The organism is Paenibacillus sp. 22594 (genome assembly GCF_052044425.1).
Taxonomy (GTDB): Bacteria; Bacillota; Bacilli; order Paenibacillales; family Paenibacillaceae; genus Paenibacillus_AQ.
In genome coordinates, this window is record NZ_JBQENA010000004.1 from 178,930 (window position 1) to 192,873 (window position 13,944).

At 49.7% G+C, this 13,944-nt stretch carries 10 protein-coding genes; 2 read left to right on the forward strand and 8 right to left on the reverse strand.

Annotation, left to right across the window (positions count from 1 at the left end; translation table 11 throughout):
- Window positions 1–15: 15 nt before the first annotated feature.
- The 4 genes from ACTJKB_RS14885 to ACTJKB_RS14900 form a co-directional block, all read right to left on the reverse strand.
- Window positions 16–627 (reverse strand): DUF2441 domain-containing protein, encoded by a 612-nt coding sequence (locus ACTJKB_RS14885; RefSeq protein WP_440834967.1) that lies wholly within the window; start codon window positions 625–627, stop codon window positions 16–18.
- A gap of 180 nt (window positions 628–807) precedes the next feature.
- Window positions 808–2,094 (reverse strand): AAA family ATPase, encoded by a 1,287-nt coding sequence (locus tag ACTJKB_RS14890; protein WP_440834968.1) that lies wholly within the window; start codon window positions 2,092–2,094, stop codon window positions 808–810.
- A 2-nt stretch (window positions 2,095–2,096) separates the two neighbouring features.
- On the reverse strand, window positions 2,097–3,542 hold the full coding sequence (locus ACTJKB_RS14895; protein WP_440834969.1) for an RtcB family protein: 1,446 nt from the start codon (window positions 3,540–3,542) through the stop codon (window positions 2,097–2,099).
- A gap of 361 nt (window positions 3,543–3,903) precedes the next feature.
- On the reverse strand, window positions 3,904–4,173 hold the full coding sequence (locus tag ACTJKB_RS14900; RefSeq protein ID WP_440834971.1) for a YqkE family protein: 270 nt from the start codon (window positions 4,171–4,173) through the stop codon (window positions 3,904–3,906).
- An 84-nt stretch (window positions 4,174–4,257) separates the two neighbouring features.
- Here ACTJKB_RS14900 and ACTJKB_RS14905 point away from each other — a divergent pair, with 84 nt between their 5' ends.
- On the forward strand, window positions 4,258–4,602 hold the full coding sequence (locus ACTJKB_RS14905; RefSeq protein WP_440834972.1) for a winged helix-turn-helix transcriptional regulator: 345 nt from the start codon (window positions 4,258–4,260) through the stop codon (window positions 4,600–4,602).
- 39 nt (window positions 4,603–4,641) lie between these two features.
- On the opposite strand, the gene ACTJKB_RS14910 is transcribed toward ACTJKB_RS14905, so the two are convergent.
- The 3 genes from ACTJKB_RS14910 to ACTJKB_RS14920 all read right to left on the reverse strand — a co-directional run bounded on the left by ACTJKB_RS14910 (window position 4,642) and on the right by ACTJKB_RS14920 (window position 11,545).
- Window positions 4,642–5,145, reverse strand: a complete 504-nt coding sequence (locus ACTJKB_RS14910; protein ID WP_440834974.1) for an N-acetyltransferase family protein — start codon at window positions 5,143–5,145, stop codon at window positions 4,642–4,644.
- Between the two features lie 102 nt (window positions 5,146–5,247).
- Window positions 5,248–6,090 carry an SDR family oxidoreductase gene (locus ACTJKB_RS14915; RefSeq protein WP_440834976.1) on the reverse strand — a complete coding sequence of 281 codons (843 nt, stop codon included), beginning with the start codon at window positions 6,088–6,090 and terminating at the stop codon, window positions 5,248–5,250.
- Window positions 6,091–6,304: 214 nt separating this feature from the next.
- Complete coding sequence (locus ACTJKB_RS14920; protein ID WP_440834977.1) at window positions 6,305–11,545, reverse strand: S-layer homology domain-containing protein; 5,241 nt, start codon at window positions 11,543–11,545, stop codon at window positions 6,305–6,307.
- A gap of 390 nt (window positions 11,546–11,935) precedes the next feature.
- On the opposite strand from ACTJKB_RS14920, the gene ACTJKB_RS14925 reads away from it, so the two are divergent.
- The gene (locus ACTJKB_RS14925) at window positions 11,936–13,030 is read left to right on the forward strand and encodes a M24 family metallopeptidase (protein ID WP_440834979.1); all 1,095 of its coding nucleotides are present in this window, start codon (window positions 11,936–11,938) and stop codon (window positions 13,028–13,030) included.
- A gap of 117 nt (window positions 13,031–13,147) precedes the next feature.
- Here ACTJKB_RS14925 and ACTJKB_RS14930 read toward each other — a convergent pair whose 3' ends face one another.
- A complete protein-coding gene (locus ACTJKB_RS14930) occupies window positions 13,148–13,873 on the reverse strand; it encodes a queuosine precursor transporter (protein WP_440834980.1) in 726 nt (241 codons plus the stop codon).
- Between the last annotated feature and the right edge of the window lie 71 nt (window positions 13,874–13,944).

A 13,944-nucleotide genomic window follows, 5' to 3' on the forward strand; every position in this document is an offset into this window, starting at 1 on the left:
AAGCTCAATGGTTTTTTAACCGTTCTGCTGAAATGAAGCAGAGAATTCATCAATAATTTCTACTACTTCGATTTGTCCGTTGATCAATAGCTCAGGAAGTTTGTTATGTATATTACCTTTCCAATATTCTCTGGCTTGTTCGATTTTTTTGGAAAAAGGAATTGCATCTTCCTTTGGTAGAAGATTCCCGTCACCTTCAAAAATATTCCCAATGACCCGAAGTTTAACGATCTGCAGAACTTTTCGATGGTAAGCATCGAATAGTTCTTTCCATTTCTGAGCGTCTTCATAGCTCTTTGCAGCATATAAGCAAGACAAACGTGAAGGATATTCAGGATATTCTTGCAATCTAACCATCTCACATATGGCTTCTCTAATAGCCCTGATTGTCTGCCCCATATATCTAATCGTTACATCTGCATTCTCTATATCCATCTTTAAGCCGTCATTTGTATAATGATCATGCAAAATTTGAATCATATCTTCACCTTTAGAATTCATCTGTTCCTTCTCAAAAAAGAAGTGATATAAGGTGTTTTTTTGATTTTTGTCAAAGCTAATGATCTGCCCAAGGTCCATTTTTTTCCTAGTGACAATGTGATAAACATACAACTCGCTTCCTTGCATGGACTCCCCCCTATTCGCCATAGTTAACATAGGTAAATTCGGCATTTACCAGCATTATCCTGCCTGTTCGGGTGACTTGCGGTCAGTCTATCTCACAGCATAACAGCAAAAAGGGAGCCCTCCGGCTCCCCTTCATTGCAATACAGCTTATCTGCAAATGTAATAATGAAAATTACAGTTCTAATAAAATCCGATAGTCGACGCAGCGTCCTTCATCCATTCCCGCTTGCGGCCTTTATCTAGCTCGCCGCGCATCCCCCGGACAAGGGCCTCGACATCGGCCCGCCCGTTCTCGTGCCATTCCAGCGCAGCGCTGACATACAGCTCACCGAGCTGGGTCAGGGAGAAATCCGCCGTCAGGCGCGCTGCGGTGGCCACTCCCTCTTCACCGGCAAACGCTGTGAAGCCGCGCAGCTTCAGATACTCCATCCGCAGCTCCTCGTCCGGCATTCGGATCTCATAGGCCCGGTCGAAGCGCCCGGCGCGGTTCATGAGTCCGGGATCTATTTTCTCCGGATAGTTGGTGGTCCCGATTAGAAAAATCCCTTCCTTGGAGGTGGCCCCGTCCAGCGTATTCAGGAAAAAGGATCTGACCTCCTGCGGCATCGAATCGATATCCTCGATCACCAGCACCATAGGCGCCAGCCGGGCTGCGGCTTCGAACACCTCATTCACCGATTCACTGCTGGTGTATTCGGTAATCTGCCAATAGACGACCGGACCAGGCACGCTTCCTGCAATAGATTTGACCAGCGTGGTCTTCCCGTTCCCCGGATGTCCGTACAGCAGAATTCCTCTTTTGTAGGGAATGTCATAGGTAACATAGAAGCTGCGGTCCGAATCGAAAAACTGGTCAAGCGAACGGTAAATTTCTTTTTTGATTCCCGCTTCCAGCACCACATCCTCACGTCCGACAGAACGTGTAATCGGTTCATCCTCACGGAAGATCCCATTGCGTCTGTCGGTGTACACCGTCACCTTATTGATGTTCTGTTCCCGCTGCCGCTTGCGCACATTGCCGAGAAAAACCTGCAGCTGTCCATCGGAGGCGGCAAACACATAATCCTGGAAGTTGATGCCGTTCTCCTGAAATACAGGGACCCGTGCAAGGGCCACGCCCATATCCGGATAGGCCAGCACGTTATTGCGAATCGACAAGTGGATACTGTATTCCGGCTGCTCCTTGTCATCGTCATACACAAACGTCCGGTCCTCCAGACGGTCAAAAATCCGCGCCACATGCTCCACACCGGGATTGCCGCTCTGCACATCATTCTCCAGCAGCTTCCAGTACTCACTGTTGGGGTCGTCACTGGCATACAGCTCATAACGGACACCATAACGGGTGTGCAGAGCCTCAAGAATGCCGTCCACCAGACGTGCGTAGGCATCGTAGCCCTTGATCATACCGGTGGTATTCTCGTCGTATTTGTAAATTACAGTATGCTTCTTGTTCTCCTTCTCCATGGTTACTTGGTCCCCTTTATCGCCGCGAGCGGCTTGCATTTGGCCACGACTGCAGCCAGCCCGGCGCCCGTAACGCTCTCTATAATCTCATCTACATTCTTATAGGCTTGAGGCGATTCGTCAATGATAGATTCCAGAGAATGCTGATTGACCACAATCTCATCCTCTTCGCCTACTCTCATCGACTTGGAAAAATCATGGACCGATACCAGCCGCTTCGTTGCCGACCGCGAGCGGATGCGTCCGGCGCCATGACAGATGGAATAATAATTCTCTTCCCCTCCCGGCTGACCGACCATGATATATGAGGCCGTACCCATGGAGCCCGGAATCAGCGCCGGATGGCCGGTAGCCGCATAAGGCCGTGGATTATCCGGGTGTCCGGCCGGCAGCGCGCGTGTTGCCCCTTTGCGGTGGACGAACTTGGACCCGGAAGCGGTCTGTTCCTGCCAGGCGTAGTTGTGCATCAGATCGTAAAGAGTCCGCAGCTCACATTTGGGTCCGAATACTTCGCGGAACCCCTCGCGGACCGCGTAGGCGATCAGATGGCGGTTCACCACTGCATAGTTCAGCGCTGAGTACATCAGATTGACGTAGCGCTGGGCCTGAGGATGTGCCAGCGGTGCATAGATCAGGCGCGGATCGGCGCTGCCGAGACCCAACTGGCCCATCACCTTGGCGAAGGCCGGTGTGCAGAACTGGTTGACGATACCTCCCCAGGCCCGGGAGCCGGAATGGATCATTACGACGATCTGTCCATCGTACAGCCCCCAAGCCTCAGCCAATTCACGCTGCTCCTCCGCAACTTCAATCGATTGGATCTCCACAAAGTGGTTGCCCCCGCCCAGGGTTCCGAGCTGGCGGTGTCCCCGGTGCCAGGCCATGTCGGGAAGCTCATTCAGAATCTCCTCGTCAAAGGTGAGCTTGCTGATCTCAACATGCGACAAAGCGCTCGACTTCTTCGGGGTATAGCTATCCGGCACATACTTGTTCGGCAGCCCGTGCAGCCCTTTGCGGATAATGTTCTCCAGCCGGATATCACTGTAAGTTCCCCGCTGCTGCTGCTCCATCGGTAAATATTTCTCAATAGCGTGCACCAGCTTCCTGCGCAGCTTCACTTCACGCAGATCATCCTTATGCAGTGTCGTCAGATGCACGCGCATACCACAGCCGATATCGCTGCCCACAATGGAGGGAGACACATACCCTTCAGCAGCATCCCATACTGCCGTGGTGCCAATGCATGTTCCGACACCTACATGCACATCCGGGGTGTAGCTCATGTATTCGATATTAGGAATTTGCAGATTGTTGTTCGCCATTTCCAGTACTTTATAATCCAGTGAAGCAAACAACTGCTCGCTGGCATATACCTTCAGGTCGCCGCCCGGCAATGCAAGCTCATGTTTATAGCAGGGGACATAGCCGCCCGCTTGTTCTTCGTTCATATTCATAATTGTTGTTCAATTCCCTTCAAAGTGTAAGCTATTAATGTGTGGAGTAAATAAAATGGGTACGCAAAAAGAGCCGCAGATCATCATTCTGATCCACGGCTCTTCGCAGAGTTTCCGTATATAGCACCCTGCCAAAGGTTCATTACAGTATGCCAGTCGCACCTGTCCTGCGTAAATTCAGCAGAACAGGCCGGTGCACATCATGTTTCCCGAACGGAGCCGGTGAGATCAGATCTTCCATATGCGGTTGTAAGCTGTGTATTTCCAATCATGACTCATCGACCTCCCTTTAATTTGATAAACCCAATATAAACGCACGTTCCGCTTCATGTCAATCCTTTTACTGGAAAAATGTTTATTTAAAATTGTGCCAATCCTGGCTGCTGTTCTCCAGCAAATGGGCAAAATCATTCTCCAGACGCTTCTGCTCCGCCTTGCGCTGGTCCTCCACCGCCTTACGGGCGGCTTCTTTTTTGTCGTTCTCTTCGGCCTTGAGTGCATCACCCTGCGCCTTCAGCTTCTCCAGCACATCGCTGCTCAGCAGATCCTTCAGGGTTGCCGGAGCCTCCGAAGCTGCGGGGCGCGGTGTATGGGTTGGTTTTTTCTTTTTAGCCAATTCAATCATCCTTTCGGGGAAAACGCTATATACTTCAAATTTGTTTTAGTTAAAGGTCATTTCGTTTATAATGTTAATTAAGAGGTGAGCCTTATGAAATCTACAGACTTGTGTCCACGGTTACAAAAAAGTATGGATATCATCGGCAGACGTTGGACGGGCTTAATCATATACCAGCTTCTACAGGGACCCCAGCGGTTTAGTGTTATCGAAGCCTCTCTGCCGGTCAGCGGCCGGCTGCTCTCTGAGCGGCTCAAGGAACTTGAACAAGAGGGCATTGTCCTCCGTGAGGTGTTTCCTGAGACACCTGTTCGAATCCAGTACTCTTTGACGGACAAAGGACGTGCACTGGAATCGGTTATTCGGGATCTTCAGCAATGGTCGGATTCATGGATTACCGCCGAAGAGTGCCAGTCTGATTCCGTCCGTCCGCATTAAGCCAGAATACGGGAACGGTACCGGAGAAGATGCCATTCATTACAGTTTGCGGCCGATAATCACCAGATCACGCAGAATGCCGTCCATCTCAGCAACACCGGGCAGCAGGCCCCACTGTTCAAAACCGAATTTCCGCAGCAGCGACAGGCTTGGCTCATTATGGCCAAACACAAAGCCGACCAGATTCTGCAGGCCAAGACGCGGGCACTCCTCCAGAGCCTTGGCCAGCAGCAGGCTACCTGCCCCTGTACCGCGGAATTTTTCATTTACATAGACGCTGATTTCCGCAGTTCCGTTATAGGCCGGACGGCCGTAAAAAGACTGGAAACTAAACCAGGCGGCGATTTCACCGTCTTTTTTGAGCACCCAGAGCGGCCTGTGATGACTGTTATGCTCCTGAAACCACTTCTCTCTGTCCTGAGTGCTCACCGGTTCCAGATCAGCAGTCACCATCCTTCCTGCAACGGTTGAGTTATAAATATCTACAATAGCCGCTAAATCCCCAGCCACCGCATCTTCAATCCTGTAATTCTGCGCTGCCATTGATCCATTCCTCCTGCAAATATATGAATTTCAGACGTTCCTTCAAGGGCATTCCGCAATGATTGTTATCCATTCTCAAGTTCATCTTATGTCATGAAGTTATCATGTCAGCCCGGTCTGATCCAGACTCCACTGCCACAATTGTGCTGCGGCTTCAGCATCCCGCGCTCTGGGGGTTAGCTCCTGAACCTTACGGCGGTAATAATACTCTCCGCTTATTTCCCCCAGCTCCGGCGCTGTTGCCAGCCAAATGGCTGTATCTGCTCCCTGCTCCGGCGTCAAAAAGAAGTGAGACAGCAGCTTCAGAACCGGGCGCCCGAAGCCGGTCTCCCGGTTCACTCCGATGCTTGTTCCAACTGCACCCGGATGCACAGCGTTCACTGTGACCCTTGTCCCCTGCAGCCGTGAAGCCAGTTCCCGGGTGAACAGAATATTGCCCAGCTTGGAACGGGCGTAGGCCTTCGCCGGATTATAACCGCGCGAGAGGGTATGATCATCCAGATGAAGTTTGCCGATCTTATAGGCTCCTGAGGCAACCACTACAATCCGGCCCTGCTCCGCCGCAGCCAGCGGCTCAAGCAGCAGATGGGTCAGCAGAAAGTGGCCCAGATGGTTCACGCCGAAGTCCATTTCATACCCGTCTGCCGTGAGCTGCCTCTTGACTGTAACCACTCCTGCGTTATTAATCAGCACATCGAGCACGGGATAGCCGGCCGTGAATTCCTCTGTAAATGCGTGGATGCTCTTGAACGAGGCCAGATCGCACAGCATCAGCCTGATCTTATCGGACCCGCTTTGCCGCTTCACTTCCGCCAGCGCTTCTTCTCCCCGCTGGCGGCTGCGGCAGGCCATAATGACCGCCGCTCCCCGCCGGGCCATTTCAATGCTTGTCGCCAGTCCCATACCGGAGTTGCCTCCGGTGACCAGCACCGTCTTCCCTAGCATGGGCAAGTCCCCTCTCCTCCAGGTGGAAACGGCTTCGCCGTTCTTTTTTGGACGGCATCCGCTTCGGCCTGGCCTTTACAAAGCACATGATTTAAGATTATGTTACATCATATCAGGGGATGAAGAAAAGCTCTAATACACAAATAGGCTGGCCCGCCCGTAGAATGTTATCTACGTGCAGGCCAGCCTTTAGTTGGTTATAGGACAGTTTACTCTACTTAAGCTGATAAAGTCTGTAGATCAGTGCTGCTGCTTCTGCTTTGGTTGCCGTTTGTGCTGGACGGAAGGTACCGTCTTCAAAGCCCCCAAAGAGCTTGCTGCTCTTGGTCAGAGCTACACCTGCAGCTGCCCACTTGGCAATTTTACCGTTATCGGTAAAGGCTGCATTTACATTCCCTGGATCGGAAACGTTCTTAGCCCCGTTATAGAGAGTAAGAGCGCGTGCCAGCATTGTGGCCATTTCCTGACGGGTAATTGTCGCCTTAGGGTCAAAAACCGAAGCAGATTTGCCTGTAATGATTCCTGCTGCATAAGCAGCGGCAATTTCATTATAACCGGCGCTTCCGGCAGCCAGATCTTTGAATGGCAGAGTCAGCCCTGTGCCATCCAGACCATAGGCTTTGGAAATCCAGGCAGCAAACTGTGCGCGGTTTACCTTATCCGAAGGATTAAACTTGGCAGTCTGCTCCACAATTCCCTTGGTTAACAGGTAATTGATTTCTTTCACGGCCCAATGATTTTCAGCTACATCCGTAAATGCACCTTTTCCAAGCATTACGGTATAACGGCTGAAGTGGCCTCTCAGCGCAGTCACGGTTTGTGTAACCGGATCAAACTTACCGCCAACCGCTTCCCAGGTCAGGCTGGTCTCATTCAGCACATACACTGTGAGATTTTCAAGGTTGGCCGCCGAATATTTGGATGTATCAATTGCGGATACATCGAAAGACACGTTGATCGGCTTCTCGAAGCTTTTGACTGCCTTATCTCCTACCTTTGCGCTGAATTCCATCACCGGCAGGGTAGCCAGCGGTTCCGCCTGGCTAGGCTTACCGATCACGGCATTCTCCACAACTTCAGCTGCAAGGGTAATCTTCTCTCCAGGTTTCACCGTACCGAATGTATCCGGCTCAATGGTAAATGCTGTTTTTCCCATCTGTAGCTTGAGTCCATCAATACCATTGTTCTGTATCATCGTCAGAATCTCCGATGGGAGCGAAGTGTTCAGCTTATTCACACCTTCACCAACCGGAGGAATCTCTACGGTCAAGGAAACTTTAAGTTCACTGGCCAGACCCGCACCGAGCTTGGCGTTCAGGTCCTCTGATACAGCAGCCAGTGCCTTTTTGGAGGCTTCAATCTGTTTGCTGACCAATCCTTCTGTCAATTGCGAGGAGACAGAGTTACCCTCCACCGTTACATTTTCCTTGGCGATCGTTACTTCGCCCGCTTTGTTCAAGGCTGCTTGGCTGGAAGACACCACGCCATTCTTGATTTGCAGGATATCTGCCGCAGCGACGCCCTGTGCGTTATTCAAGACTGCTGCTGCATTCTGAATCAGCGACTGTGCAAAGGCAACTGCCTTCTCACCGGTTTCCAGATGATTCATCACATATGGAGCACTGCCGACGAGTTCATTGATGGAACTGACAATCTTCAGCTTCTCTGCCGGGTCTTGAATTGTTGCGAGTAATTGGGCTGCGCTGTCCAAGGCCTGGGACAAGCTCTTGCTGTTCTGCTCAGCCCCTTGGGACGTTGTAACGGATTTGAGCGAAGTTGCAATGCTGCTCAGTGCACTTTGAGCTGCGGCTGCCTTCTCTGCCGGTGTTCCTGTCACGTTTTTGACCAGTTCCCGAAGTTTGGTGTTCTGTTCATTTACACTTACATTCGGCGCTTGGGTTGGTGCAGGAGTTGTTACTGTACCACCACCCGTGCCACCGCCTGTACCGCCACCGGTGCCGCTTCCAGGATTAGTTCCGTTTCCAGGTGTGCTGCCACCGTTCTCCAAATCTTCACCTGGAGGAGTGGTTCCAGGATCTACTATTGTGCCTTCTTTCGTTTCCAGTACGAATTTCTTGTTGAGGGCGTAAGTATGTCCGTCAATAGTAACATTCGCTTTCACTACATAGCTTCCGTCTTTTAACATTACGGAGGCATTTAATGGATAGCTTAACGAACTTCCTTCATATAGCTTGTTCCCTGCTTCATCCTCAATGCTGTAAGAAGATGCTTCCGGATTAATTGTGGTATGACCGCTGGATGAACCATAGCTTGTAACCAAAATTCTTGGTTTAGACAGTTGGCTTATTGCATTACCTGCTGTATCAACCAATCCGATTTTCAACCAGTTATAGGCGCTGCTGCGGACCAATTTGCCGTTCTTCAGTCCGACTATATCCAATCCGGCAATAGCGCCGGGACTCAGCTCGGTGAAGGTTCCGGCTTTGAGTGTATCTCCTGAAAGGCGGATATTATATTGATACTCCAGACTACCGATCATCTGGTCCAGATTCACAATAACTTCGCTGGGCGTCAGCTGAACCTTTGTAGCATCATAAGCATAACCCTTAAGCTTCGATTGATCTGGTGTGATGAAATCCACAGAGTAGATGCTTCCTGATTCCGGTGCTACCACCGTAGCCAGATCACTAGCGGAATCAGTATACAACCATGTATTATCACCTTCGGTGACCACTACATTATCACGATAGATGAAAGTGTCTCCACTCGTATGCGCCAATACGCTGTAAGTTCCTTCTGTGGCATAAAAGTAGTTCTGGTCACTGCTGTTGCTGTCGATTACGTAAGGAACATAATCCACACCGGACAACCCTTTACGGATAATAGATAATTCTTCCATATACTTTGTAAGCTTGACTTTACTTACCTCTTGAAGAGCTTCTCTGGCATCCAGCACCAGTGAATATTCCTTGCCTGGATTGGTTTGCACAGAACCGTACATATAGTACCCGAACTTGGACTCTACTCCCATATTGCTGCGGTTATAGCGCATAAAATCTACACCGACTACCGATGGCGCTTCTACAATAAGAAAAGCCTGCTGATCATCAATGTTGATAAACTGGGTCTGTTGAATATATGTGCCGTCGCTTTTCTTGATATTAGCCTGTACGTAGGCATAATCCAGTGGCACTCCGCCGGCATATTCTCCTTCCGGCTTATCGAGTCCCCGGATCCGTATTACGGATTGCGTTTTTGGATCTATAACGGCTACCGACACCGTTTTGGACAAATAATCCGATTTTTGGAAGAAGAACTCTCCAAGATAGGAGCTTTCGCTTGCAGGCAGCGTGAATTGCCCTTCTGCATCAGTGACCCCTATTTCCTGTCCATAACGTGTAATTTTCACACCCGGCAGAGCTTTGCCAGTAGCGCCTGTTACATGTTCACGTACGGTGAAGGTAATCTTTCCGGCCTGATCCACGGTTAAATAAGGTTTGTTCACCAGGTCAACCAGCTTACCTGCCTTATCGCGGATTTCCACTTCCAGCTCCTGCTTCGGCAAGACTCTTAGGTCAGCTTCAGCGAGAACCTCACCCTTAACATATGCGCCACTCTGATAGACGTAAGGAACAAATTGGACTTTATAGTCTCCGGACTTCACAGGTTTCCATTCCCGTTTGTTAACACGCTGGAGATAGCCATCCTTTTCTTCCGTAGTCCAATAGAGCGAATTCTCTTCAACGATAGCTCCTGCTGCATCCAGAATCTGAATTCTGTAGTTGCCGTTCAGATCCACAACATTCTCATTCTCGTCAGTCATAACCACCCGCGTCTCCAGATTTTCACCCAGAACGATCTGGTTGCGGACTTCATCCTGAGCATAATAATTCGAGCCCAGCACATTCAGAATAATTTGCGATTTGTAGCTGCTTCCAGCCTTAAGGAAATACTCATTTTCGGTTGGTGTGAAAAAGGATTTCAGAACAACCTGATTCGTGTAGTTGCTGCTGTCCCCATTTCCAACTGTTGTTGTCGCAGTCAGACGGTGAATTTCTTCCCCTTTGTGAACATACACGGTAGAATCAGCTGAAGGCACTGTTACGCTGACCTGGTTGAAATTCAATTTGGCATTTAAAAAAGATACCTTGATCTGACCTTGACCTTGTCCCCGATCCGGGACCTGGAGCTTCAGTGCACTGAAGTTCTCAGACTTGGCTGCGTACTCTATGGTACTAACCGGTTCAACCGGCTTTACCTGATGATGCAACACAACTCTGCTGTTCGACCCCGGAATAGCGGCAACGGCTGTGATATCGTATTCTATGTCTTTCTTAACATATATTACATTTGAAGCTATATCCTGAAAGATGTTGGAACTGCTATGCTGTTTATAGTGATTATTCGTTGTAACAGAGACCGATTTCACCTCTAATGGCGCTCCATCCCAAGAGTACTGCAGGTTCAGGCGGCTATAGTCACTGCCATTCTGGATAATAGCAAGATGACTTCCGTCTACGGCGGAGTACAGCGCCGATTGGCTAGTATGGAACATATACATTTCATTCTTCGCGGATTTAATGAGTGTTTTGAAATCGCCCGATACTCCGGCTGTTTTTAGTACCAGTATATCTAGTCCAGAAACACCAATTCTTTGAACAACACCGTTTGGCCAACTAGTATTGTCATAGCTCTGCTGCATCAGATTTCCTTCAGCATCAAGATAGCGGATAGCTGCTGTATAAGTCCCGGCCTCCTGCTTGTCAGTAATATACACAGGTGTGACTTCATAGTTATCCGTTCCTGATTTGACAGAAAAAATCAATACAGAGTCAACTAACGAGAAACCTGTCTTGCCCACCAGTTCGATCTGACCAGAGGCATTAGTAACAAAGTTACTATAATATTTAGTGTTCGCCCGTACGTCAATTCTCTCGTTTGCCAGTGGCACCCCATCGCTCAAAAACGAGATTCTGATGCTTTTATCATCACTGCGAACTTCCCCTGCAGCGGCTTCTACGTATGTATCCGAGTCTTTTGCCATATGTTCTACGACAATTTTAATTTTTGTTGAAGCAGGGATTGTTATGGTCTGGGGATCTGTAACGACTACCCCCGTCTTTCCCTGGTACTCTGCCCGTAGAGTGTATTCCTCCCCTGCATTCAGCCCCTCAAAAGCGATGTTAGAATAATAGACAGAGTAAACGGAGTTTGCCGCAGACATATGCTCTATCTGATATTTCTGCCTCGTTTGACTGGTTACTTCATTCCCGTCCTTAAGAAGGGAAAATTTCACCGTATTCAGCGTCGTATAATCACCGTAGGTTACATCCAGCACGCTGTTGACGGAGATTTTTTGCTTCCCGTTCAGCATTTTTTCCGAGGTTACCACCCCCGCTTTCAAAGATGCCGCCGATACCTGCAGAACACTTAGAAAGGATAAAAGTAAAACTAAAACCAGTGAAACCGTAGTCCTCAATCTTTTTGAATACATAGATGTCTCCCATTTCCCCATGATAGTATCCTACCCATGACTACTCCCCCAGCAGAATTGTCATAATTAGATAGACCTAGTCGAATCGTAACCAACGGCCTATTAGATGTCAATCTATTCCTGTATTAAAACCTCTTATTTTATCGTAAAAAAAGATATTTTGTCACATTTCTCCAATAAACCTACGATAAAGATAGGACTTAAGTTTCATTTTTCATAAACACACATAGAAATATATGATCCCTCTAAATATTTTCACAGGTAAAATCAGTACAATCAGATGACCGTTTCCCGTTCAATAACCAGCGTCACTGCACGTGCACCCTGACGGGTTATGATCTATAATGAGAACGTTGATTTTAACGTGAATCCGAAAGGGGAACTAATGAAATGAATAAGGCTCTATCCACTTTGGAGCAGGGAATGGCTGGCGGGAGCCTGGATGCGCTGCTCGTCACCGATCCGAAGCATGTGTACTATTTAACCGGGTTTGCCAGCAATCCTCATGAGCGTTTTCTGGGACTGCTGCTGATCCGCGGCGAGGAGCCGGTGCTGATCGTTCCCGCACTCGATGCCGAAGCCGCTTCTGCTGCCTCCTCAGTGACCAAGATTCTGACACACAGCGACACGGACAATCCGTATGAGCTGCTGAAATCATGTTTTGCAGGCTTGAGGCCCGGAACGCTGGGCATCGAGAAGGAGCACTTCACCGTGAGCCGTTATGAACAACTGGCAGAAGCGGTATCTGCGGATGTTTTTCGTGATATCGGTCCTATCCTGCGGGCCATGCGCGCGAAGAAAACTCCTGAGGAAGTCAGCCGCATGAAGCATGCCGCCGAGCTGGTAGAGGAGGTACTCCGTCAAGGCCTCACTCATGTCAAAGCTGGAGTCAGCGAAATCGAGCTGGTGGCCGAGCTGGACTATCTGATGAAAAAGGTTGGCGCTTCCGGCCCTTCCTTCGATACGATGGTCCTCTCCGGTCCGAATACCGCACTGCCCCACGGTGTGCCTGGCAGCCGGGTCATTCAGCCGGGTGACTTCCTGATGTTCGACCTCGGCGTATACGCCGCAGGCTATGCCTCCGATATCACCCGCACCTATGCCGTTGAAGAAGCAAATCCCAAGCTGGTTGAAATCTACAACACGGTTCTGGCTGCCAATGAAGCCGGTATTGCTGCTTCGCGGGCCGGAGCGACCTTCGGTTCGGTGGACCGCGCGGCCCGTGAAGTGATTGAAGCCGCCGGCTACGGCGAGTATTTCATGCACCGGGTCGGACATGGCCTCGGGATGGACACGCATGAATATCCTTCACTGCACGGAATGAATGGGGATTTCATCGACATCGGCAATGTCTTCACTGTAGAGCCAGGTATTTATGTAGCGGGTCTGGGAGGCGTCCGGATTGAAGATGATGTCTGGATTACACCAGAGGGGCCCAAGACGCTGACGACTATGCCGAAAGAGCTGACGGTGCTGCATTTATAGCGTAAAGCCTTCAAATCATAAAAAAGCAGCAAACCTGCTCCTCCCGGAGTGGTTTGCTGCTTTTTTTGATGCAATGATAAGGCACCTTCTGTGGTGCGGCGATTCTTCTCCCGGGCTTCAGGAAGCGCTGCGTGAATCTGCCGCCGGGTGAGCAGGCAACTCGTCCTCTGCAAATTTGAAGGAACGGGCAATGTACAGAATTGGTGTTCCGGCACCGGTAAGCAGAAATTTCACGATATACGTGGTCAGCAGAATTTCTGTCCATACCCGCAGATCATAGGTTCCCGCAAAGGCAATGGTGCAGAAAATCAGTGTATCGACAAAAGAGCTGACCATCGTACTGCCGTTGGAGCGGATCCAGAGCTGTCTTGAACTGCTGTAATATTTTCGAATCCAGGCATACAGCCGGACATCAAGAAACTGGCTGATAAAATAAGCGGTTAGGCTTCCCGCCGCGAGACGCGGCATCAGACCAAAGATGGTCTTGAGCGAATGTTGGGCGATATCCGTCTCCTGGGGCTCGAACCACAGCACCATCTGCATGATTACCGTAGTCATCAGCAATGTGAAAAAACCAAACCACACCGCATTCCGCGCCTCGGCTCGTCCATATTTCTCATTCAGCAGGTCACTGGTCATATAGAGTGTGACATACATCGTGTTGCCCAATGTCATCACAATATCGAAGGGCAAGGCAATCGTCTTGGCGACCTGAATGTTGGCGATGACAGTAGCCACACCGACCCAGGCATACAGGCCTTTTTTGCCAAAAAGCCGGTAGCAAAGCAGATAGAAACCAAAATTGACAACGACGAACAACATTCCCCACAACAAATTAAACACGAATCTATTATTCCTCCTAGTTTTGGTTACGCGGGATGGTTACGAACCGCGGCGTTCTTTTTTTGAGAACA